22 protein-coding genes are annotated in these 20,687 nt (G+C 72.0%); 6 read left to right on the plus strand and 16 right to left on the minus strand.

Features of this window, described 5'->3' with window-relative positions; translation table 11 throughout:
• Positions 1-21: 21 nt before the first annotated feature.
• Genes ABD990_RS28100 through ABD990_RS28110 form a run of 3 tightly spaced genes read right to left on the minus strand, consistent with a single transcriptional unit; the run spans position 22 to position 2,854 of the window.
• Positions 22-777: an SDR family NAD(P)-dependent oxidoreductase gene (locus tag ABD990_RS28100; RefSeq protein ID WP_345383778.1), complete on the minus strand. Its 756-nt coding sequence runs from the start codon at positions 775-777 to the stop codon at positions 22-24.
• On the minus strand, positions 774-1,703 hold the full coding sequence (locus ABD990_RS28105) for a fumarylacetoacetate hydrolase family protein (RefSeq protein ID WP_345383779.1): 930 nt from the start codon (positions 1,701-1,703) through the stop codon (positions 774-776). The genes ABD990_RS28100 and ABD990_RS28105 overlap by 4 nt, the downstream gene beginning before the upstream one ends.
• Before the next feature lie 11 nt (positions 1,704-1,714).
• Positions 1,715-2,854 carry an alcohol dehydrogenase catalytic domain-containing protein gene (locus ABD990_RS28110; protein ID WP_345383780.1) on the minus strand — a complete coding sequence of 380 codons (1,140 nt, stop codon included), beginning with the start codon at positions 2,852-2,854 and terminating at the stop codon, positions 1,715-1,717.
• A 222-nt stretch (positions 2,855-3,076) separates the two neighbouring features.
• On the opposite strand from ABD990_RS28110, the gene ABD990_RS28115 reads away from it, so the two are divergent.
• Together ABD990_RS28115 and ABD990_RS28120 are read left to right on the plus strand one after the other, a co-directional pair.
• Positions 3,077-3,811, plus strand: a complete 735-nt coding sequence (locus tag ABD990_RS28115) for a GntR family transcriptional regulator (RefSeq protein WP_345383781.1) — start codon at positions 3,077-3,079, stop codon at positions 3,809-3,811.
• A gap of 254 nt (positions 3,812-4,065) precedes the next feature.
• The gene (locus tag ABD990_RS28120; protein ID WP_345383782.1) at positions 4,066-4,239 is read left to right on the plus strand and encodes a hypothetical protein; all 174 of its coding nucleotides are present in this window, start codon (positions 4,066-4,068) and stop codon (positions 4,237-4,239) included.
• Positions 4,240-4,426: 187 nt separating this feature from the next.
• On the opposite strand, the gene ABD990_RS28125 is transcribed toward ABD990_RS28120, so the two are convergent.
• From ABD990_RS28125 to ABD990_RS28175, 11 genes are all read right to left on the minus strand, one after another.
• Positions 4,427-4,630, minus strand: coding sequence for a tautomerase family protein (locus ABD990_RS28125; RefSeq protein WP_345383783.1), 204 nt, complete (start codon positions 4,628-4,630; stop codon positions 4,427-4,429).
• A gap of 26 nt (positions 4,631-4,656) precedes the next feature.
• On the minus strand, positions 4,657-5,418 hold the full coding sequence (locus tag ABD990_RS28130) for a 2-keto-4-pentenoate hydratase (RefSeq protein ID WP_345383784.1): 762 nt from the start codon (positions 5,416-5,418) through the stop codon (positions 4,657-4,659).
• Positions 5,415-6,194: a 2-keto-4-pentenoate hydratase gene (locus ABD990_RS28135; protein WP_345383785.1), complete on the minus strand. Its 780-nt coding sequence runs from the start codon at positions 6,192-6,194 to the stop codon at positions 5,415-5,417. The genes ABD990_RS28130 and ABD990_RS28135 overlap by 4 nt, the downstream gene beginning before the upstream one ends.
• A 34-nt stretch (positions 6,195-6,228) precedes the next feature.
• Entirely contained in the window at positions 6,229-7,659 is a 1,431-nt protein-coding gene (locus ABD990_RS28140; RefSeq protein ID WP_345383786.1) for an aldehyde dehydrogenase, read from the minus strand.
• Positions 7,656-8,678 (minus strand): 4-hydroxy-2-oxovalerate aldolase, encoded by a 1,023-nt coding sequence (gene dmpG / locus ABD990_RS28145; RefSeq protein WP_345383787.1) that lies wholly within the window; start codon positions 8,676-8,678, stop codon positions 7,656-7,658. The genes ABD990_RS28140 and dmpG overlap by 4 nt, the downstream gene beginning before the upstream one ends.
• Positions 8,675-9,580, minus strand: coding sequence for an acetaldehyde dehydrogenase (acetylating) (locus ABD990_RS28150; RefSeq protein WP_345383788.1), 906 nt, complete (start codon positions 9,578-9,580; stop codon positions 8,675-8,677). Before ABD990_RS28150 ends, dmpG begins: the two co-directional genes overlap by 4 nt.
• Positions 9,581-9,680: 100 nt before the next feature.
• Positions 9,681-10,652 (minus strand): MFS transporter, encoded by a 972-nt coding sequence (locus ABD990_RS28155; protein WP_345383853.1) that lies wholly within the window; start codon positions 10,650-10,652, stop codon positions 9,681-9,683.
• Positions 10,583-10,945 carry an MFS transporter gene (locus tag ABD990_RS28160; protein WP_345383789.1) on the minus strand — a complete coding sequence of 121 codons (363 nt, stop codon included), beginning with the start codon at positions 10,943-10,945 and terminating at the stop codon, positions 10,583-10,585. Before ABD990_RS28160 ends, ABD990_RS28155 begins: the two co-directional genes overlap by 70 nt.
• Positions 10,946-11,542: 597 nt before the next feature.
• Complete coding sequence (locus ABD990_RS28165; protein ID WP_345383790.1) at positions 11,543-12,001, minus strand: cupin domain-containing protein; 459 nt, start codon at positions 11,999-12,001, stop codon at positions 11,543-11,545.
• Between the two features lie 216 nt (positions 12,002-12,217).
• A complete protein-coding gene (locus tag ABD990_RS28170; protein ID WP_345383791.1) occupies positions 12,218-12,991 on the minus strand; it encodes a glucose 1-dehydrogenase in 774 nt (257 codons plus the stop codon).
• A 10-nt stretch (positions 12,992-13,001) separates the two neighbouring features.
• Entirely contained in the window at positions 13,002-14,024 is a 1,023-nt protein-coding gene (locus ABD990_RS28175) for a zinc-dependent alcohol dehydrogenase family protein (protein WP_345383792.1), read from the minus strand.
• A 129-nt stretch (positions 14,025-14,153) separates the two neighbouring features.
• Between ABD990_RS28175 and ABD990_RS28180 the strand changes: the two genes are divergently transcribed.
• Together ABD990_RS28180 and ABD990_RS28185 are read left to right on the plus strand one after the other, a co-directional pair.
• On the plus strand, positions 14,154-15,011 hold the full coding sequence (locus ABD990_RS28180) for a helix-turn-helix transcriptional regulator (RefSeq protein ID WP_345383793.1): 858 nt from the start codon (positions 14,154-14,156) through the stop codon (positions 15,009-15,011).
• Complete coding sequence (locus ABD990_RS28185; protein WP_345383794.1) at positions 15,011-15,730, plus strand: SDR family NAD(P)-dependent oxidoreductase; 720 nt, start codon at positions 15,011-15,013, stop codon at positions 15,728-15,730. Before ABD990_RS28180 ends, ABD990_RS28185 begins: the two co-directional genes overlap by 1 nt.
• Here the strand turns inward: ABD990_RS28185 and ABD990_RS28190 are convergent.
• Complete coding sequence (locus ABD990_RS28190; protein WP_345383795.1) at positions 15,727-16,023, minus strand: IclR family transcriptional regulator domain-containing protein; 297 nt, start codon at positions 16,021-16,023, stop codon at positions 15,727-15,729. The two genes, ABD990_RS28185 and ABD990_RS28190, sit on opposite strands and share 4 nt — an antisense overlap.
• 362 nt (positions 16,024-16,385) lie before the next feature.
• Between ABD990_RS28190 and ABD990_RS28195 the strand changes: the two genes are divergently transcribed.
• Entirely contained in the window at positions 16,386-17,942 is a 1,557-nt protein-coding gene (locus tag ABD990_RS28195) for a Re/Si-specific NAD(P)(+) transhydrogenase subunit alpha (protein ID WP_345383796.1), read from the plus strand.
• 4 nt (positions 17,943-17,946) lie between these two features.
• Positions 17,947-19,356: a Re/Si-specific NAD(P)(+) transhydrogenase subunit beta gene (gene pntB / locus ABD990_RS28200; protein ID WP_345383797.1), complete on the plus strand. Its 1,410-nt coding sequence runs from the start codon at positions 17,947-17,949 to the stop codon at positions 19,354-19,356.
• 547 nt (positions 19,357-19,903) lie between these two features.
• On the opposite strand, the gene ABD990_RS28205 is transcribed toward pntB, so the two are convergent.
• Entirely contained in the window at positions 19,904-20,683 is a 780-nt protein-coding gene (locus ABD990_RS28205; RefSeq protein WP_345383798.1) for an enoyl-CoA hydratase/isomerase family protein, read from the minus strand.
• Between the last annotated feature and the right edge of the window lie 4 nt (positions 20,684-20,687).

Genomic DNA, 20,687 nt, shown 5'->3' on the forward strand with positions numbered 1-20,687 from the left:
CCTCTCGGGTGCAGCGACGGATCAGGCGGCGAGGTAGCCGCCGTCGACGGGCAGCACGACCCCGTTGACGTAGGCGGCCGCGGGGGAACACAGCCAGGCGACGGCCTCGGCCACCTCGGGGGACTCGCCGTAGCGGCCCAGGGTCGTGCGGCCGATGACGGGGGCCATCGCCTCGTCCGGGACCGCCGCGGTCATGGCGGTGCGGATCGGGCCGGGGGCGACCGCGTTGACGCGGATCCCCCGAGCGCCGTAGTCGATCGCAGCCGTCCTCGTCAGTCCGGCGACGGCGTGCTTGCTCGCCACGTAGGCGGACTGGAGGGCTGCGCCCTGCTCGGACCAGATGGACGCGGTGTTGACGATCGCGCCGCCCGTCTCGAGCAGGTGCGGGATCTGGTACTTCATTCCGAAGAACACACCGCTGAGGTTGACACCGATCACCCGGGTCCAGTCCTCGTCGGGGAGCTCGGCGAGCGGCGCGACGGCGAAGGTGCCTGCGTTGTTGTGGGCGAAGTCGAGCCGCCCGAAGGCGCGCACGGCCCCGTCCACCGCGTCCCGCACCGCCGAGCCGTCCGCGACGTCGAGCTGCACGGGCAGGGCCTTGACGCCCTGGGCTTCGACCTCTGCCACGGTGTCGCTCGGGTCGACCAGATCGCACACCACGACCGACGCGCCACGGGCGGCGAACGCGAGCGCGCTGGCCCGACCGATTCCACCCGCCGCTCCGGTGACGAAGGCGACCCTGCCCTCGAACCCGCCGCGCTCGAACTCGCCGCTCATGCGATCCTCCTGGCCTCTGGGCCGGTGGCGGCGAGGCGTGTCGCGCCGTCCGCGACCGGGTTGCGGAGCTGGCCGAGCCCGCTGATCTCGACGACGACCTCGTCGCCGTCCTGCAGGAACTCGCCGCGGGGAGCTCCGACGCCCGCCGGGCTGCCCGTGGCCACGATGTCGCCGGGCTCGAGCGTCATGATCCGGCTCGCCGCCGCGACGACCGCGAAGGCGCTGTTCATCATGTCCGCGGTGCTCGAGTCCTGCTTCACCACGCCGTTGACGCTCAGCGTGATGCGCAGGTCCTGCGGGTCCTCGACGAACCACGCCGGGGTCACCCCGGGGCCCGTGGGGCAGAAGGTGTCCTCGCCCTTGGCCGAGGTCCAGTCGAACCCGAACGGTGGGGCGACGGCGTCCTTGCGGCCCAGGCGGTCCCGCGCCGACACGTCGTTCAGGACTGTGTAGCCGGCGATGTGGGCGCGGGCGTCGGCCTCGTCGATGTCGTGCGCGCGTCGCCCGATGACGACGCCGAGCTCGGCCTCCCAGTCGATCCGTCGGCCGGCCCGGTCCGGGAGGACGATCGTGTCCGAGGGGCCGATGACGGTCGTCGTCGGCGGCTTGAGGAAGAAGTAGGGCGCCCCGACGGGGTCCGGACGCGGCACGTTCATCTCGGCGAGGTGCGCGAAGTAGTTGGCGCCCGCGCAGACGACCTTGTGCGGGAAGCGGATCGGTGCCTCGAGGTGCACCCCGCCGAGCACCTCCAGGCCGGCGACGTCGAGGGCGCGGAGCTCCTCGGCGACGGCGGCCCAGTCCTCGAGCAGCTCCCGCAGGGTGCGCCCGGCGAACCGGGGCAGCGCGCGGACTGTCCCGTCGGTCTCGCGCAGCCCGACGGCGGTCTCGTCCCCGTCGGCGCGATAGGTCACCAGTGACCAGGTCATGTCGGAGTCCTTCAGGCGTTCGGGGCCGTGGCCCAGTCGTCGTCGCCGGTCGTGAGCACGACGCGGCCGGTGTTGGCGGAGTCCTCGAGATGGCGGTGTGCCTCGGCGGCCTCCGCGACGGGGTAGGAGCGGTCGATGACCGGGCGGAAGCCCTCGGCGACGGCCTCCCACAGCCGACCCGCGCTGCGCAGGTTCCCGCTGCGCACGCCGATGACCCGCTGCGAACGGGTGTAGAGCCGCGCCAGGTCGAGCTCGACCCTGCCGCCGAGGAACGCTCCGGAGGTCACCACCTGGCCGCGCCAGGCGAGCACCTCCATCGTCGTGCGCCAGATCGCCGGGTCGCCGAGGTTGTCGACCACCAGCGAGACGCCGGTGCCGCAGGTGAGCTCACGGACCTGCTCGGTGAAGTCGCTGGCGGTCGGGTCGAGCACCGCCTCCGGGCCCAGCTCCAGCAGACGCCGACGCTTCTCCGCCGACCGGGACGCAGCAATGACGCGGGCCCCGCGGTGGATCGCGAGTGCTGCGGTCAGCGACCCCAGCGCGGACGAGGCGCCGTGGACCAGGACCCACTGGCCGGGCTCGAGGCCGGCCTCGTCGAACTGGTTCTGGGCCACCGCACCGGACAGCGCGAGGGCTGCGGCGTCCTCGGGCCCGACGCCGGCCGGGACGACGAACACGTTGGCCGCGGGGACCACCGTGTACTCGGCGTATGCGCCCCAGGTGTGCACCCCCATGATGCGTGCGGTGGGGCACCCTTCCGTCGAGCCGCTGTCGCACGCCGGGCAGACCCCGCAGGTCAGCACGGGGAAGACCGCCACGTGGTCACCGGGGCGGACCGACTCGACGCCGGCGCCGACCGCGGCCACCGTGCCGGCGTGCTCGGCGCCGGGGACGTGGGGCAGGGTGATCCTCGCGTAGGGGTGCGTGCCCGCGCGTGCGGAGAGATCGAGCAGCCTGCCGACGCTGACCGCCGCCACCCGGACCGCGACCTCACCCGGGCCGGGGACAGGTGTGTCCACTAGGTGGAGCTGGAGGACGTCGGGGCCGCCGAACCGGTCGAAGGCGACCGTCCGCATCTCGTGAGGAAGGGCGGTCGAGGTCTGCCCCGCGGCGGGCCAGGGGAGCCGTCTCTGCTCGAGCGACCGGGACATCTGTGTCCTCCTTGGGGCGAGTTCCGGCGAACGACCCGGATTCGATCAGCTCTATGCCTGGTGAAGGCCGTGAGGCTGTATCGCTGTGACGCAAACTGTACCCACTTTGCGCCGCGACGGGAAGGGTGAGTTCCGGAAGGGCCGCGCGACTGCGGCTGTTCATGGTCAAAAAGCGTCGCATAGTGGTGGTGACGCCACGCGAGGAGTGGATACACTCTCGGCATGTCTGAGGAGCTCGCCGACGTCGCCGCCCCCGGGGCCGCCCGGCCGGGCCGCCGTCTGGCGGTGGACGTCCACGCCGCGGTCCGCGCGATGATCCTCGACGGCGAGCTGCCGCCGGGCACCCCGATCCTGCAGGCCGCCCTCGCTCGCAGGCTCAACGTGAGCCGGACCCCGTTGCGCGAGGCGTTCCGCCTTCTGCAGGAGGAGGGCTTGATCGAGCACAAGCCCGACCAGCGCGCCGTCGTCCGGGCGATCGACCCCGGTGAGATCGACGCCGTCTACACCTCCCGCGTCATGCTCGAGTCGGTGGCGGTCAGCATCTCGGTGCGCGTGGCGACCCCGGAGCTGGTGGCGCGACTGGAGGAGGCACTGGCGCGGATGCGACGCTGCCTGGAGGACGAGGACATCGCCCGGTGGCAGCAGGAGCATCGCGCGTTCCATCAGATCACCACCGAGGCCGCGCCCATGCTGCACGACTCGATCGGCAACCTGAGCGAGCGTTCCGAGCGCTTCCTGCGGTTGGCCCAGCTCGGTCACCCCACGTCGTGGGCCCGCTGGGACGCGGACCACGAGACACTCGTCGACGCCTTCCGCGACCGCGACCACGACCTCGCCGTGCGGACGATCGCCCAGCACCTCGCCCGCACGGCGTTCACCGCCATGGCGGACATCGCGCCCCAGCGCGACGCGACGGCGACCCGCACGGCGCTCAATCTCCTCCTTGCCGAGGGCTGAGGCGAGCCGGTCGGTCGGCCCCGGCGGCACGGAGGGCGTTCACCGACCCGATGTGGCAGCCGACCGACGGCCCGGTCCACCACGCACTCGCGGCGGAGCGGTTCGGGCTCGACCTCCCGTGCAGACGATCCGGGCCATGTGGAGCGGAGAGTGAAGCGTGCGCACGTCCGGGGCACTACGCCCTCGCGGGTGCATCCCGGCCCGCGGCCGGCCCGGGTCTGGGTCTTCGGCTCGGCGCCCACGGCCCGCGGACGGTGGCCCTCACCGGCGCCCGTGCCGACGGTTGGCTGCCCTCGCACGCCTACCTCGGGCTCGATCGCCTCGGTGGCGCCGTCCGCCGGATCGACGACGCCGCGGTCGAGTCCGGTCGCGACCCGGCGGACCTGCGGAAGGTCTACAAACGTGTCGGGCCGCATCGGGCCCGCTGACCCTGGGCGTTCGACGGACCGCTCACCCGGCGGCGGGACGACGTCGTCTTGGCCGTGGTCGAGCACGGCATGGACGGGATCGTCTTCTGGCCCGGCGAGGACCACGACCGCCAGCTGTCCGTCCTCGCCGAGGAGCTCGTCCCGATCGTGCGTGAGGAGCTGGCGAAGATCCGAGCGCCGACCCGGCTCATCTGGCTCCGCGGGCGCGCAGGTCCGCCAGGGACTCGCCGCCCGCGAACCAGAGTTCGGGCTCGCACTCGGTGAGCACCACGCGGATGCTCTCCCGCTTCGCTCCGACGGCCTCCTCGGCTGCGGTGGTGAGCGCTTCGCCGAGCGCGCGGAGCTGCTCGGGGGAGCGGCCCTTGGCGAGGGTGACCTGGATCAGTGGCATGGGTGGTCCCTTCGGAGGGCGGTGGGTCAGGAGCAGCCGAGCTCGACCGAGCCCAACCGGTCGATCGTGGCGACGACGACGTCGCCGGGGGCGACGGGGACCGCCGCCGTCAGCCCGCCCGAGAGCACGATCTCGCCGGCGCGCAGGCCCTGGCCCTCCCCAGAGAGCTGACGGACGAGCCATGCGACCGCGGCGGCCGGGTGGCCGAGCACGGCCGCGCCGGACGCGGTGGCCGCGACCTGCCCGTTCTTCTCCAGCACGACACCGACCAGCCGCAGGTCGATCCCGGCGGGGGAGACGGGAGCGCCCACGACGTAGCGGGCCGCGGAGGTGTTGTCCGCGACGACGTCGGCCATCGTGAAGCCGTAGTCGGTGTAGCGGGAGTCGAGGACCTCGATCCCCACCGCCGCCCCCGACGACGCGGCCAGGACGTCCGCCGCCGTGACGTGCGGGCCGGCGAGGTCGCGGCCGAGGGTGAACACGATCTCGGGCTCGCAGCGGGGCTGGATGTGCCGAGAGGTGTCCAGCGGCGAACCCAGGTCGAGGGCGTTCGCGGCGGCCAGGAAGCCGTAGACGGGCTCGCTCACGCCGACCTGCGCCTGCTTCGCGCGCGAGGTGACCCCGAGCTTCCACCCGGAGAGCGGACCCGCGCCCTCGCGCAGTCGCCGCTGCACCCGATAGGCGGTGGGGAGGTCCAGCTCGGGGAACTCGTCGGACAACTTCCCGATGGCCCTGCGGTCGGCCACGGCCTTGTCCAGGCGGGTGGCCAGCTCCTCGACGTCGATCATGATCGGACCCTCACGGTGACCGGGCCGAGCCGGTCGAACTCGGCCCGGAACACGTCGCCCGGGGTCATGGGGACGGCTGCGTGCAGCGCGCCCGTCAGGATCAGGTGACCGGGTTCGAGGGCGATCCCGTTCCCGCCCAGGACGTTGGCCAGCCAGGCGACGACGGCGACGGGGTCTCCGAGCGCGGCCGCGCCCGCTCCGGTGTCGATCAGCTCGCCGTTGCGGGTCAGCGTCATCCCTACCAGCCGGGCGTCCAGCTCGGTGACGGGGACGAGCCTGCTGGAGACCGCGACCGCGCCGTTGGAGGCGAGGTCGGCGACGGTGTCGGCGAGCTGGATCCGCCAGTCGACGATGCGCGAGTCGACGATCTCGACCCCGGCCACCGCCCCCGCGAGCGCGGCGCGGGCCTCGGTGATCGTGACCCCGGGGCCTTCGAGCCGCTCGCCGAGGACGAACACGATCTCGGCCTCGAGCTTGGGGGAGATGAAGCGGGACAGCGGGACCTCGTCACCGTCGCGGTAGACGGTGGAGCCGAGGACCGGCCCGTAGTCCGGAGAACCGACGCCGATCATCTTCTGCATCGGCTCGGAGGTCAGCCCGACCTTGTAGCCCACGATCCGGTCGCCGTCGGCGAGCAGCAGGGCGACCAGCTCGCGCTGCACCGCATACCCGTCGGCCATCCCGAGCGTCGGCTCGGTGTCGGTGAACGGCGATATCGGGGTGCGGGTGCGGCGGGCGTCGTAGAGCGCCTGAGCCTTGCCGCGCGGATCTGTCACGACCACTGCCGTCCTCGTCTCTGGATCCGTGCCGTCATCGGTCCTGGACGGCCATGATGACGGCCTTCGGCTCGGTGAAGAACTCGCGGCTGAAAGTGCCGCCCTCGCGACCCCATCCCGAGTCGCCGAACCCGCCGAACGGGGCGCGTAAGTCGCGGATGAAGAAGCAGTTGGTCCACACGGTCCCGGCCCGCAGGGCGGCCGAGACGCGGTGTGCGCGCGAGAGGTTCTCGGTGAACACCATGGCGTTGAGGCCGTAGCGGGTGGCGTTGGCCAGCCGGACCGCCTCCTCCTCGCTGTCGAACGGGGTGAGGGTGACGACCGGGCCGAAGACCTCCTCGCACTGGATGCGGGCGTCGGGTGCGACGTCGACCAGCACGGTCGGGCGCACCACCCAGCCGTCGCCGGTCCCGCCGGTGAGGACCTTCCCGCCCGGCTCCTCCAGGTAGCCGCGGACCTTGTTCCAGTGCTCCTCCGACGCCAGCGGGCCGACGTCGGTAGCCGGGTCGCGCGGGTCGCCGATCACGAGCTTCTCGGCGGCGGCGACGAAACCGGCCGTGAACTCCTCGAACACCCCGCGCTGGACGTAGAGCCGCGATCCGGCCAGGCAGACCTGCCCGGCGTTGCTGAAGATCGCCTGGATGGACCAAGCGACCGCGTTGTCGAGGTCGGCGTCGTCGAAGACGAGGTTGGCCCCCTTGCCGCCCATCTCCAGGCTGACCGGGGTGAGGTTGCGGGCCGCGGCGGCGGTGATGACCCGGCCGGTGCCGGACTCGCCGGTGAAGGTGATCCGGTCGACGCGCGGGTCGGTGGTCAGTGCCTCGCCCGCGGAGCCCGGGCCGTAGCCGTGGACCACGTTGAACACGCCGGGTGGGATGCCCGCCTCGAGCGCGAGCCGGGCCATGATCGTCGCCGACGCGGGGGTGTCCTCAGCCGGCTTGAGCACCACGGTGTTGCCCCAGGCCAGAGCCGGGGCGAACTTCCACGACTCCAGCATCATCGGGAAGTTCCACGGCGCGATCGCCGCCACGACGCCGGCGGGCTCGAAGCGCGCGTAGGCGTGGTGACCTGAGTCCATCGGGTACGCCTCGGAGGTCGAGAGCCGAGCGTGATCGGCGAAGAACCGGATGTTCAGCGCGGTGCGCGGGACGTCCATCGCCGTCGCCGCCGAGACTGGCTTGCCCATGTCCCGGGAGTCCGCCAGCGCGAGCTCGTCGGCGTGGGACTCGACGAGGTCGGCGAAGCGGTGCAGCAGCACGCTGCGCTCACCGTGGCCCATCCGCGGCCACGGGCCCTCGTCGAAGGCACGGCGGGCGGCGGTCACTGCCAGGTCGGCCTCCGCGGCACCGCCGAGCGCGACCTCGGCCCACGGCGCGCGTGTCCACGGATCGACCGTCGAGAAGGTCAGACCGGCGAGCGCGCCGCGCTCCTCACCGTCGATGACGTGCCCGAACGTGCTGGTCACTGCTCCGCCGCCAGCTGGATCGCGATGTCGATGATCATGTCCTCTTGACCGCCGACGAGGCCGAGCTCGCCGCAGCGCTTGAGGATCTCGTGGGCCGGGACCTTGTACCGCTCGGCGGCGGCCTCGGCGTGCAGCAGGAAGCTCGAGTAGACCCCGGCCCAGCCCTGCACGATGGCGTTGCGGTCCATCTTCGGCCAGCGGTTCAGGTACGGGTGCACGACGTCCTGGGCCGCGTGCAGCAGCCCCGTCACGTCCAGTCCGGTGTCCACGCCGAGCCGGTCGAACACCGCCGCGAGCGCCTCGGTCGGGCTGTTGCCCGCCCCCGCACCGAGCGCGCACAGCGAGCCGTCGATGTAGCGAACGCCCACCTGCTGCGCGATCACCGAGTTCGCGACACCGAAGCTCATGTTCTGGTGGCCGTGGTACCCGACCCAGGCCTCGTCCCCGACCTCGGCGACCAGCGCCTCGAACCGCGCCTTCGCGTCCTGCATCAGCAGCGCGCCCGCGGAGTCGGTGACGTAGGGGGCCTGGCAACCGGCGTCGACCATGACCCGGGCCTGCTTCGCCAGGTCCTCCGGGGAGGTCCGGTGGGCCATCATGAGGAACCCGGCGGTCTCCATGCCCAGGTCGCGGGCCGCGGCGAAGTGCTGCGGCGAGACGTCCGCCTCGGTGCAGTGCGTCGCGACCCGGACCATGTCCGCTCCGGCGTCGCGGGCCTTCTTCAGGTCCTCGACGGTGCCGATCCCGGGGACCAACAGCACGGCGATCCTCGCCTGCCGTGCCTCCTCGCGGGCGGCGGCGATCAGCGTCATCTCGTCGGTGTGGCTGAACCCGTAGTTGAACGACGAGCCGCCGAGCCCGTCGCCGTGGGTCACCTCGATCACCTCGACGCCGGCCTGGTCCAGTGCGCGCACGGTGTCGCGGACCTGGGTCTCGGTGAACTGGTGGGCCATCGCGTGCGACCCGTCGCGCAGGGTGGTGTCGATGATCCGGACGTCGTGGGCGAGCTGTGGCCTCATGCGGATACTCCGATCTTCGCCTGGGCCATCAGCTCGCCCACCTGGGCGGCTGCGGCGGTCATGATGTCGAGGTTCCCGGCGTAGGGCGGGAGGTAGTCGCCGTTGCCCTTGACCTCGAGGAACACGGCGACGCGCGCGTGCCCGCCCCAGGAGTCGCGGGGCTCGTCGAACTGCGGCTCGGCGCGCAGCGTGTAGCCGGGGACGTACTGCTGCACCTCCGCCGCCATCTCGTGGATCGACTCCGTGATCGCGGCCCGGTCCGTCTCGGCGCCGATCATGCAGAACACGGTGTCCCGCATGATCATCGGCGGCTCGACCGGGTTGAGGATGATGATCGCCTTGCCGCGGTCCGCCCCGCCGACCTCGGCGACTGCGCCGGACGTGGTGTGGGTGAACTCGTCGATGTTGGCTCTGGTGCCGGGGCCGGCGCCGCGTGAGGCCACGGACGCCACGATCTCGGCGTAGGGCACTGGCGTCACCCGGGACACGGCGTGGACCATCGGAATGGTGGCCTGGCCGCCGCAGGTGATCATCGAGACGTTCGGCGCAGTGATGTGGTCACGCAGGTTCACCGGCGGGCAGACCATCGGGCCGAGATGGGCGGGCGTCAGGTCGACGGCCTGGATACCGGCCTCGGCGTAGCGCGGGGCGTTGGCCTGGTGGGCCTTGGCCGAGGTCGCCTCGAACACGATCTGCGGCAACGGGTCCTGCCGGAGCAGCCAGTCGACCCCCTCGGCGCTGGCCTCGATCCCCTGCGCGCGGGCGCGGGCGAGGCCGTCGGACTCCACCACTCCGACCACATAGCGCACGTCGATCACGCTGCTGCGCCGGAGCTTGGCGAGCAGGTCGGTACCGATGTTGCCCGGCCCCACGATCGCCGCGATCACCCTTGTTCGGCTCATGTCCGCGAGGTTCGCACCAGAGGCCGCGACGGCGGAACCGAAGCGTCTCTGTCACCGAAACACACTGGCGACGACTGGGAATGAGTGCGCTTCTTCCCAGTCATGATTCGCGCAGGTCCAGGACGACCTTGCCTACGGTGCCGTCCTCGACCGCCTCGCGTCGGCTGGGCAGGAACGCGACGGCGGTCGCTGCGATCACGCCGGGAATGGCGAAGGCCAGGAAGTTGACGGACAACGGGACCTTCGCGGTGAGCAGGGCGCCGCCGAGCAGTGGCCCGACGATGGCGCCGATCCGACCGACACCCAGCGCCCACCCTATGCCGGACGAGCGGGCGTGTTCGGGGTAGGACTGCGCGGCGAGCGCGTTGGCGAAGATCTGCGCCGAGAACGTGGCGCCGCCGCCCAGCGCGACCGCGGCGTACACCCAGAAGAGCGCACTGCCGTCCAGCCAGCCCAGCGCCGCCACGAACACGGCCGCGACCAGGTAGCTCACGGTCAACACCGCGCGGGCCCCGAAGCGGTCGGCCAGGTACCCGCCGCCCCAGGTGATCACGATGGCCGCGACGAACAGCGTCATCAGGAATGACAGGCTCGAGGAGAGCGGGTATCCGGACTGGATCATCAATTGGGGCAGCCAGGTGAGCAGGCCGTAGATCATCAGCAGGACCATGAAGAACGCGGTCCAGAGCAGCAGCGTGGTGCGGGTGCGGCCCTCGCGGAACAGGCTCGCCACCGGCGAGGAGTCACGCTCGGGTGCAGCGGCGACGATCTCCCCGTCGGTCGGTGTGGCCGGGTTGATCGCCCGCAGCGTCGCGCGCAGTTGCTCGGTCCGCCCACGGCGCAACAGGGTGCGTGGGGCCTCGGGGAGCATGCGCGCCAGTACCGGGAGGAGCAGGAGCGGGATGGCACCGACGAGGTAGAGCGAGCGCCAGCCGAAGGCGGGGATCAGGCCGACGCCGATCAGCGCGGCGGCGATGCCGCCGAACATGTAGCCGCTGAACATCAGGCTGACGAGGGTGTTCCTGAGGCGAGCGGGGGCGTACTCGGCGACCAGCGCGATCGCGTTGGGCATGACGCCGCCCAGGCCGACACCGGCGACGAACCGGTACGCGGCGAGCTCCCACGCCACGACGCGATCGCGATGACGCCCGTGAAGACGCTGTAGAGCGCGACGCAGGCCACGATGGACGTCCGACGGCCGAGGCGTTCGGCGAGCGAGCCGAAGATCATCGCGCCCAGCATCATCCCCACCAGCGCGCCGCTGCCGATCAGGCCCGCCATGGTCGGGTCGATCCCGAACTCGGCGATCATCCCGGGCACCGTGGCCCCGTAGATCGTGAGGTCGTATCCGTCGAAGAGGATCACGAGCCCGCAGAGGAGCACGATCTTGAGATGGAGACGTCCGAACCTGCCCTGTCCGATCGTCGAGTCGAGGTCGATGGTGTGCACTGCTGTGCCCCTTTGATCCGTCGGTGCTCCCGACTGCGTCCGCAGTCGGCCTCCCGGAGGCTCCGGCGAGCCGACGGACCGTGCCATCCCGGTCGAGTCGCCAGGTAACGCCGTGTCTCGATGACAGAAACGTCCGAAAGGGCGGGTCGTCGATCCGTCTCCCCGGGGTGCCCTCCTGGCCACCGCTGCGGGTGGCTCGCGGGGCCACGGTGTTCCGGTGGCCGGGCGGTCCGGTCGCGCCACGTCGGACGCCACGACGGCTTGATTGTCGGGCGGGAGCCTGCCCGGGCCCACACCCTGGACCGCGGCGCAGCAGCGGCACGGCGTGTTTGATGGCAGCGGACTGTGCGGCCGGGTGCAAGTCGCGCATCGCCTGTGGGCGATGGGCGGTGGTCGGGCACCTCGGGGTCGCGATGGGCCCGGTCGAGGGGTGCGTCGCGGCGTTGCTGGCCCGGATGCTCGACGGACCCGGCGCGCTGGCGCTGAGGTATGACGTGGGCATTCGCCCTGAGATCACGACCCTTGAACGCGTCCGGCTCTCCGTCCTTCTCCCCGCCGGACACCCCTCGCCGTGCCTGCCGAGAAGGAGCGGCGTGACGTGGACGTCCCGCAGGCGGTCCAGGCCGTCAAGCAGGCGGCGACCACGATCTCGCAGCGGCTGCAGGAGAGGTGACGGACCGCTACGCCGGACGCCCGCCGGGCGTGCTCCTCGTCCGTGATGTGCTCGAGCCAGGTGACGCTGTCCGCCGGGTCGTCGGCGCTCTCCCTGAGCGCGACGTGCTCCATGAGGCAGTCCGGCGCGGCGGCGTGCCAGTGCTCCTCGCCGGGCGGGGTGTCGAGCGTCTGGCCGGCGTGGACCTCGTGCACCGTGCCGTCGCGGCCGCCGAAGTCGGCGACGCCGGAGGTGACGTGGCGGTACTGCCCGCGGGCGTGGGAGTGCCAGGCGCTGCGCACGCCGGGGGCGAACCGCACGCGGGCGTCGGTGGCCCGCTGCTCCGGCCCATGCGGCGCGGCGGCGTAGCCGCGCGCGGAGACGCCCGGGAGCTCGGCGACGAGGGTGTCCAGCTTCTCCTGGCTACGGGAGATCAGCGCGACGGCGTGGCCCTCGGCGCCGAAGCGGCGGGCGAGGGCCAGGCCGAGTCCGGGGCACGGCCGATGATCGCGAGGGTGGTGGTCATGCGTCCTTCTTCAACGTGCGGTGAAGCCGCCGGCGACCGGGAGTGCGTGGCCGAGGACGAAGCTCGCGGCGGGGCTGCAGAGCCACAGGACCGCGGCGGCGAGCTCGTCCGGGCGGCCGGCTCGGCCGATGGGCTGCTCGCGGATGAGGTCGTCGAGGGTGATTCCCTCGCGCTCGATCATGCTCGCGACCATCGGGGTGTTCATGGTGCCCGGGCACACGGCGTTGATCCGGATCCCGTGTGCGGCGTACTCCAGCGCGGCGCTGCGCGTCAGACCGATGACGCCGTGCTTGGTGGAGTGGTACATGGCGCGGCCCGGGCCGCCGATGAGTCCGCCGATGGACGAGCTGTTGACGATCGCGCCCTCGCCCTGCTCTCGCATCTGGCGCAGCTCGTGCTTCATGCACGCCCACACACCGCGCAGGTTGATCGCGTGGACGCGGTCGAACTCGGCCACCTCGGCGTCCGCCGAGTCGACCGGCAGGGGTTGGACGCCGGCGTTGTTGAATGCGGCGTCGAGGCTCCCGAACTCGGCGACGGTGGCTGCGACGGTGGCTGCGACCGCAGCGGCGGCCTGCTCCTCGTCGCTGACGTCGCAGCGGACGGCGATGGCCGTCCCGCCCTCGGCGACGATCTTGTCGGCCTCCGCCTGTGCGGTGTTCAGGTCGATGTCGGCGAGGGTGACCGCTGCGCCGGACTGCGCGAAGGCGCGTGCCGTGGCCAGACCCATTCCGGCCGCGGCTCCGGTGACCAGGGCGGCCTTGCCTCCGAAGGTGATCTTCATGTCTCTCCCCTCAGGGTCGCAGCAGGGTCTTGATGGCGCGGCGCTCGTCCATGGCGCGGTAGCCCTCGGCCGCCTCGTCGAGGGGCAGTTCGAGGTCGAAGACCTTGCCCGGGTCGATCGTGCGGGTGCAGACGAGGTCGATCAGCTCGGGCAGGAAGCGGCGCACCGGGGCCGGGCCGCCGTGCAGGTGGACGTGGGAGAAGAACATCTCCTCGCCGGGCAGCCGGACGTCGTGGCTGACACCGACGTAGCCGACGTGCCCACCGGGGCGGGTGGAGCGGATGGCCTGCATCATCGATTCCTGGGTGCCGACGGCCTCGATCACCGAGTGCGCGCCGAGCCCGTCGGTGAGGTCCTTGATCCGGGCCACGCCCTCGTCGCCGCGTTCGGTGACGATGTCGGTGGCGCCGAACTCGCGCGCGAGCTGCTGCCGGGGCTCGTGGCGGCTCATGGCGATGATGCGTTCGGCGCCGAGCTGCGTGGCGGCGAGCACGCCGAGCAGCCCGACCGCGCCGTCCCCGACCACGGCCACGGTCTTGCCCGGTTCGACCCCGGCGGCCACGGCGCCGAACCAGCCGGTGCCCAGCACGTCCGACGCGGCCAGCAGGCCGGGGACGAGGTCCGGGTCGGGCTGGTCGGGGGTGGCGACGAGGGTGCCGTCGGCCAGCGCGATGCGGGCGTACTGGGCCTGGGCGCCGGTGGGGGCGCCGGGCTGGCGGTGGATGCAGGAGGTCTGGTAGCCGGCGCGGCAGATCTCGCAGGTGTTGTCGGAGGCGAAGAACGAGCCGACGACGAACTGGCCGGGCTTGATCGTGTGGACGTCCCTGCCGACCTCCTCGACGATCCCGACGTACTCGTGGCCCATCGGCGACGGGCCGTTCACCGGCTCGATCCCGCGGTAGGGCCACAGGTCCGAGCCGCACACACAGGTGGCGGCGAGCCGGATGACCGCGTCGGTGGGCTCCTCGATCGTCGGGTCCGGGCGGTCCTCGACTCGGACGTCCCCGGGGGCGTAGAGCACTGCTCCTCGCATGTCATTCCTTCCGATCGGTTTCTGTCCGAGGACCAGTCAACGCGCGGCCGCACCTGCCCGGGAGTCCCTGTCGAGGGGTGTACCGGGAGAGCACCCTTGGCGGGGCGGCGTCGACCTATCCTCGGGTTCATGGACAACAGGGCGGAGGTGCGGGAGTTCCTGATGTCGCGCCGGGCGAAGGTCACCCCGGCCGACGCGGGGTTGCCCGCCGTGCGCAACCGTCGGGTCCCGGGGTTGCGCCGCTCCGAGGTCGCGGTGCTCGCCGGGGTGAGCGTGGAGTACTACTCGAAGCTGGAGCGCGGCGCGATCGGCGGGGCATCGTCGTCGGTGCTCGACGCCGTCTCCCGTGCCCTGCAGCTCGATGACACCGAGCGGGCCCACCTGCTCGATCTCGCTCGCGCGGCGGACGGCATCGCCACCGCGGCCCGGCCGCGGCGGCGTGCGTCCAGGGCGGCGCCGGCGCGGCAGGCTCTGCAGTGGACTCTGGACGCGATCACCGACGGCGTCGCGTTCGTGCGGAACGCGCAGCACGACCTGCTCGCCGCCAATGCGTTGGGCCGTGCGTTCTTCTCGCCGCTGTACGGGGAGAGCGAGCGGGTGCCGAACATGGCGCGGTTCCAGTTCCTCGACCCGGTGGCGAAGGACTTCTACCCGGACTGGGAACTGTTCGCCGAGATGTGTGTGGCGATCATGCGGGTGGACGCGGGGCGGGACCCGCACGACCGCGGTCTGCAGGACCTGGTGGGGGAGCTCTCGACCCGCAGCGAGACCTTCCGCAGGCTCTGGGGTGCCCACGACGTGCGCACTCACGGGGCGGGGACCAAGCGCTTCCACCATCCCCAGGTGGGGGAGCTGGTCCTGGCCTACGAGGAGCTGGCGGTGACCGCGGAACCGGGCACGGTGCTGATGGTCTACACCGCCGAGCCCGGCTCGCCGTCCGCCGAACGCCTGCGGCTGCTCGGCTCGCTCGCGGTGAGCGCGCCCTGATGGCGCGAGTCTTGATCACCGGCTCGACGGAAGGGCTCGGCCGCGCCGCAGCCGAGGAGCTGCTGAGACGTGGTCACGAGGTCGTCGTCCATGCGCGCAACGCCGACCGGGTGCCCGCGCTCGACGACCTGGTCCGCGGCGGCGCGTCCACGGTTGTCGGCGACCTCGCGGACTCCGGCGAGACCCGGAAGCTGGCCGAACAGGTCAACGCGCTCGGCCCGATGGACGTGGTGATCCACAACGCGGGGGTCATGGACGGCCCCGTCCTGCCGGTCAACGTCGTCGCGCCCTACCTGCTGACCTGCCTGCTCGACCGGCCACAGCGGTCGCTGTTCCTCAGCAGCGGCATGCACACCGGCGGCCGGGCCACCCTCGCGGACCTGGACTGGACCGGGCGACGGCGGACCGCGAGCTACTCGGACAGCAAGTTCTTCCTCACCGCCCTCGGCTTGGTCGTGGCGCGAACGCTTCCGGACGTCCAGTGCCAGATCGTCGACCCGGGCTGGGTCCGTACCCGCATGGGTGGGCGGGGAGCTCCCGGGAACCTGGAGAGCGGGATTCGCACCCAGGTCCGGCTCGCCACCGATTCCGCTGTGGGAGAGACCGGGGGCTACTGGTATCACGAGCGTCGTACGTCACCCGACCCGCGCACCGAGGACCGGGCGCTGCAGGACGCGCTGGTCGAGGCCCTCGCGACACACACCGGGCTGCATCTCTAGGCGGGTTCGGCCTCCCGTTCCGCCCACTGGCGGGTGGCCTCGGTGAGCGCCTTCGCCAGGAGTCGCTGGTCGCGGGTCACCTGCTCGGCCGGGCCGGCGAGGCCGGCGAGGACACTGCCGTTGCGGGCGTTGACCGGGCACGAGACGGCGGAGAAGTCCGGGGCGCTCGGACCGACCCGGTCGAACGCGTACCCGTTCTCCCGGATGGCGGGAGTCTCCTCCAGGAACTCGTGGACGTCCGCCTGGTCGGAGGGTGAGTCGATCGATGACCTGGAGCCCGTCTGGAGGGCCATCGAGCAGCAACGCAGGTCCTGGGGCAGCGATGGCTCGCTCTCGGGCTGACCGACGCCTCTTCCAGCCCCACCCTCTGGCGTCGGCCTGAGCACAACTGCGCCCCAGTGCTCAGCACTCGTATCGAACCGGCACTGCAGATCGCACGCAGGCCGGATGGGCGGTCAGTTGGCATCAGCGGGCGGATGTGACGCAATCGTCGCGGCGCGAGCCCCGAGTTGCGTTAACTTTTCCAAGCACCTCGCAGGACCAGGAAGCCGAGTCGCCGCCACGGCACCTCCGTGCGCCTCGCCTTCACCATGAGCGCACGCTGCGCTCTGCCTTCATTGCCCCGATCGACAGTGCTGCGGTACGAGGAGAGCGAATGAGCGACAGTCCCGAAGCCCCAGGGCTGCGACTCGGGATCGTGGCCGAGTCCACCAAGGCGGAAACGCGGGTGGCGCTGACGCCGGAGACGGTGCGCAAGGTCATCGATCTCGGCTACGCGGTGACCGTGGAGTCCGGGGCGGGGGTGCGTGCCGGGTTCGACGACGCCGGCTATGCCGCTGCGGGGGCGGAGGTGTCCGAGGGGCCGGTGTGGGACGCCGACGTCGTCGTGATGATCAACGCGCCGCAGCCGGACGAGATCGGGAAGCTGCGGTCTGGTTCGACGCTGGTGGCGATGCTGGCGCCCCGCTTCGAGGAGGAGCGGGTGGCCGCGCTCGCGGCGCAGGGCGTCACGGCGCTGTCGATGGACGCGGTGCCGCGGATCTCGCGGGCGCAGTCCATGGACGTGCTGTCCTCGATGGCGAACATCGCCGGGTACCGGGCGGTGATCGAGGCGGCGCACGCGTTCGGCCGGTTCTTCACCGGGCAGGTGACCGCGGCGGGCAAGGTGCCGCCCGCCAAGGTGCTCGTGGCCGGGGTCGGCGTGGCCGGGCTCGCCGCTATTGCCGCCGCGAACAGCCTGGGCGCGGTGGTGCGGGCGACCGACCCGCGCGCCGAGGTCGCCGAGCAGGTCAAATCGCTGGGCGGTGAGTACCTGGCCGTGGAGGTCGAGCAGGAGGCGTCCACCGACGGGTATGCGAGGGCGACCTCGGAGGCCTACGACCGGCGGGCGGCGGAGATCTACTCCGAGCAGGCCGCGGACGTGGACATCATCATCACCACGGCGTTGATCCCGGGGCGTCCGGCGCCGCGGCTGATCACCGCCGAACAGGTGGCGTCGATGCGGCCGGGCAGCGTGATCGTGGACATGGCCGCCGCGCAGGGCGGCAACGTGGCGGGCACGGTGGCCGGTGAGGCGGTGGTGACCGACAACGGGGTCACGATCATCGGCTACACCGATCTGCCGGGCCGGCTCCCGGCGCAGGCCTCACAGCTCTACGGCACCAACGTGGTCAACCTGCTCAAGCTGTTGACCCCGGCCAAGGACGGGCGGCTGGTCCTGGACCTCGATGACGTGGTGGTGCGCGGACTGACCGTGGCGCACCAGGGGGAGACGCTGTGGCCGCCGCCCCCGGTGTCAGTCAGCGCGGCTCCGGCGGCCCAGCCCACCGCGGCGCCGCAGGCGGAGAAGGAGCCCGAGAAGCCACGCTCGCCACTTGCTCGCGCCGCGGTGGGGATCGCCGGGGCGCTGGCATTGTTCCTGGTCACGGCGTTCGCGCCGGCGGAGCTGGCCGGGCACCTGACGGTGTTCGTGCTGGCCATCGTGATCGGCTTCTACGTGATCGGGAACGTGCACCACGCGCTGCACACGCCGCTGATGTCGGTCACCAACGCCATCTCCGGGATCATCGTCGTGGGCGCGATCCTGCAGATCGGCACGGGAAGTGCCCTGGTCACGGCCCTGGCCGCGGTCGCGGTGCTGCTGGCCGCCATCAACATCGTCGGTGGCTTCGCGGTCACCCGCCGGATGCTGTCCATGTTCTCGAGGAGCTGACCTGATGCAGACCTGGACGACGGCGGCCTACCTCATCGCCGCCCTGCTGTTCGTGATCAGCCTCGCCGGGCTGTCCCGCCACGAGACCTCCCGGGCCGGGGTGGTGTTCGGCATCGCCGGCATGACCATCGCACTGGTCGCCACCGCGGTCGTGGCGCTGGGCTCGGCGTCCGGGCTCGGGATCGCGCTGCTGCTGGTCGCACTCGTGATCGGCGCCGCGATCGGGCTGTGGCGGGCCCGGGTCGTGGAGATGACCGGCATGCCGGAGCTGATCGCGCTGATGCACAGCTTCGTCGGCCTCGCCGCGGTGCTGGTCGGCTGGAACGGCTTCCTCGAGGTCGAGTCCGGGCACCTGCAGCTGGCGGGGTCGCTGCTGGGCATCCACCACGCCGAGGTGGCCATCGGGGTGTTCATCGGCGCCGTCACGTTCACCGGCTCGGTGATCGCGTACCTGAAGCTGTCGGCGAAGATCGCGTCGGCGCCGCTGATGCTGCCGGGCAAGAACGTGCTCAACCTGGGCGCGCTGGTGGTGTTCGCCGCGCTCACGGTGTACTTCGTGATCGCCCCGGCTACCTGGGTGTTGGCCGTGCTCACCGTGCTGGCGCTGCTGCTGGGCGTGCACCTGGTGGCGTCGATCGGCGGCGGGGACATGCCGGTCGTGGTGTCGATGCTCAACAGCTACTCCGGCTGGGCCGCGGCGGCGTCGGGGTTCCTGCTGGGCAACGACCTGCTCATCATCACCGGCGCGCTGGTCGGCTCCTCGGGTGCCTACCTGTCCTACATCATGTGCAAGGCGATGAACCGCTCCTTCCTCTCCGTCATCGCGGGCGGCTTCGGCGCCACCGCCTCGTCGGCCGCGGCCGTCGAGGGCGAGCACCGCGAGATCGACGCCGCCGGGGTCGCCGAACTGCTCTCGAACGCCCGCTCGGTCGTGATCACCCCCGGCTACGGCATGGCCGTCGCGCAGGCCCAGTACCCGGTCGCGGACCTGACCCGCACGCTGCGGGACTCCGGCGCCGAGGTGCGGTTCGGGGTGCACCCGGTCGCGGGCCGCCTGCCCGGGCACATGAACGTGCTGCTGGCCGAGGCCCAGGTCCCCTACGACATCGTCCTGGAGATGGACGAGATCAACGACGACCTCGCCGACACCGACGTCGTGCTCGTCATCGGCGCCAACGACACCGTCAACCCGGCCGCCGCCGAGGACCCCGGCAGCCCGATCGCCGGGATGCCCGTGCTGCGGGTGTGGGAGGCCGGGAACGTGATCGTGTTCAAGCGGTCCATGGCCACCGGCTACGCCGGCGTGCAGAACCCGCTGTTCTTCCGCGACAACAGCCAGATGCTCTTCGGCGACGCCAAGGAACGTGTCCAGGACATCCTCGCCGCGCTGAAGGCCCAGACGCCGGTCGGGTGAGCGTCTGCGCGGTCGGCACCGGAGAGATCTGTGACTGCGACCGAGGCGCCGACCCCGCCCCAGGGGCTCGAAGCCGCTGGGCGGTACGCGATCGACCTGGCCGGGGTGATGTCCGAGGCCCTGCGCGCGACGCTCGCTCCAGATATGCCCGCTGGCCGGCCGCAGAGAACCACCCGGAAGGCCCGGCGCCGCGCCGCAAGCAGCGCCGACCGGGAGCGCAACCGCGCGATCCCGGAGTGGGCCCGCGGCAGGGCCTGCAGGTCGCCGCGCGCGGGCGCATCCCGGACGACGTGGCCATCCGCTACGAGCGCCTGGCCGCGCGCGGCCGACGCTCGGGAGCAGACCGGCGGCCCGATGCTCTCGGAGGTGGGCGCTGCACTTCACGCCCTTCTGCGGGTGCCAGCGTGCGGCGTCCCTCGCGGGCAGGGAACCTGACGTGATGCCAAAGCCGTAGGTCCCGCGGCTGGCGTCACGTCCATGGACGGTCCGACAGATCGCCGGGGTACTGGCGCAGGCGTTGAGCCTTGGGTCGTCCCGTCCAGAGGTGTCAGCGCCCGATGAAGACCGGCGTCCGCTTGCCCAGGAATGCCCCGACGCCCTCGGCGAAGTCCTCGGTGGTGGCCACGAATCCGCTGGCGATCGCCTCCAGGACGGACGAGGGCGCCCCGGCGGCGGCGGCGTCGACGAGCTGCTTCGCGACCTGCTGGGCGATCGGGGCCGAGCCGAGGAGATCGGTGACGAAGCGCTCGACCTCCTCGTCGAGGTTGTCGGCAGGGGCCCGGTTGACCAGCCCCCAGGCCAGCGCTGTGGTGGCGTCGACCGCCTGGCGGCTGAGGATGATCTCCTTCGCGCGGGTGGCCCCGACGAGCATGGTCAGGCGTTCGGTGCCGCCCCATCCGGGGACGAGGCCGAGGCCGAGCTCGGGCAGGCCCAGCGCCGCGTCCGCCCGGGCGATGCGGAAGTCGCAGGCCAGCGCGAGCTCCAGGCCACCGCCGAGGGCAGCCCCGTCGACGACCGCGATCGTCGGTTGTGGGAGCGCCGCCAGCCGGGCGAACACCCGGTGCCCCGCCGAGGTCCAGTGCCGCCACATGTCCGCGGCGGCGAGCTTCGAGAACACGGCGATGTCCGCGCCCACGCTGAAGGCTCGGGTGCCGGCGGTCCGGACCAGGACCACGCGTGCCACTGATCCTGCGACGGCGTCCAGCGCAGCCTCGAGCTCGGAGAGCAGCTCGGGAACCAGCGCGTTGAGCCGCGAGGAGCGGTCCACGAGCAGTGTCGCCACCCGTCCGTCGTGGCTCGTGGACACGGTGACCCTGCCCTCGACCACGGAG

The organism is Pseudonocardia yuanmonensis (genome assembly GCF_039542425.1).
Lineage (GTDB): Bacteria > Actinomycetota > Actinomycetes > Mycobacteriales > Pseudonocardiaceae > Pseudonocardia > Pseudonocardia yuanmonensis.

Excerpts from the sequence above, each read along its gene's own strand:
- ABD990_RS28130 (WP_345383784.1), bottom strand. The coding sequence starts at position 5,418 with ATGATCGACGTCGAGGAGCTGGCCACCCGCCTGGACAAGGCCGTGGCC.
- ABD990_RS28170 (WP_345383791.1), bottom strand. The coding sequence starts at position 12,991 with ATGAAGATCACCTTCGGAGGCAAGGCCGCCCTGGTCACCGGAGCCGCG.
- ABD990_RS28185 (WP_345383794.1), top strand. The coding sequence starts at position 15,011 with ATGGCGCGAGTCTTGATCACCGGCTCGACGGAAGGGCTCGGCCGCGCC.
- ABD990_RS28175 (WP_345383792.1), bottom strand. The coding sequence starts at position 14,024 with ATGCGAGGAGCAGTGCTCTACGCCCCCGGGGACGTCCGAGTCGAGGAC.
- pntB (WP_345383797.1), top strand. The coding sequence starts at position 17,947 with ATGCAGACCTGGACGACGGCGGCCTACCTCATCGCCGCCCTGCTGTTC.
- ABD990_RS28155 (WP_345383853.1), bottom strand. The coding sequence starts at position 10,652 with ATGCCCAACGCGATCGCGCTGGTCGCCGAGTACGCCCCCGCTCGCCTC.
- ABD990_RS28105 (WP_345383779.1), bottom strand. The coding sequence starts at position 1,703 with ATGACCTGGTCACTGGTGACCTATCGCGCCGACGGGGACGAGACCGCC.
- ABD990_RS28180 (WP_345383793.1), top strand. The coding sequence starts at position 14,154 with ATGGACAACAGGGCGGAGGTGCGGGAGTTCCTGATGTCGCGCCGGGCG.
- ABD990_RS28125 (WP_345383783.1), bottom strand. The coding sequence starts at position 4,630 with ATGCCACTGATCCAGGTCACCCTCGCCAAGGGCCGCTCCCCCGAGCAG.
- ABD990_RS28150 (WP_345383788.1), bottom strand. The coding sequence starts at position 9,580 with ATGAGCCGAACAAGGGTGATCGCGGCGATCGTGGGGCCGGGCAACATC.
- ABD990_RS28115 (WP_345383781.1), top strand. The coding sequence starts at position 3,077 with ATGTCTGAGGAGCTCGCCGACGTCGCCGCCCCCGGGGCCGCCCGGCCG.
- ABD990_RS28195 (WP_345383796.1), top strand. The coding sequence starts at position 16,386 with ATGAGCGACAGTCCCGAAGCCCCAGGGCTGCGACTCGGGATCGTGGCC.
- dmpG (WP_345383787.1), bottom strand. The coding sequence starts at position 8,678 with ATGAGGCCACAGCTCGCCCACGACGTCCGGATCATCGACACCACCCTG.
- ABD990_RS28100 (WP_345383778.1), bottom strand. The coding sequence starts at position 777 with ATGAGCGGCGAGTTCGAGCGCGGCGGGTTCGAGGGCAGGGTCGCCTTC.
- ABD990_RS28190 (WP_345383795.1), bottom strand. The coding sequence starts at position 16,023 with ATGGCCCTCCAGACGGGCTCCAGGTCATCGATCGACTCACCCTCCGAC.
- ABD990_RS28110 (WP_345383780.1), bottom strand. The coding sequence starts at position 2,854 with ATGTCCCGGTCGCTCGAGCAGAGACGGCTCCCCTGGCCCGCCGCGGGG.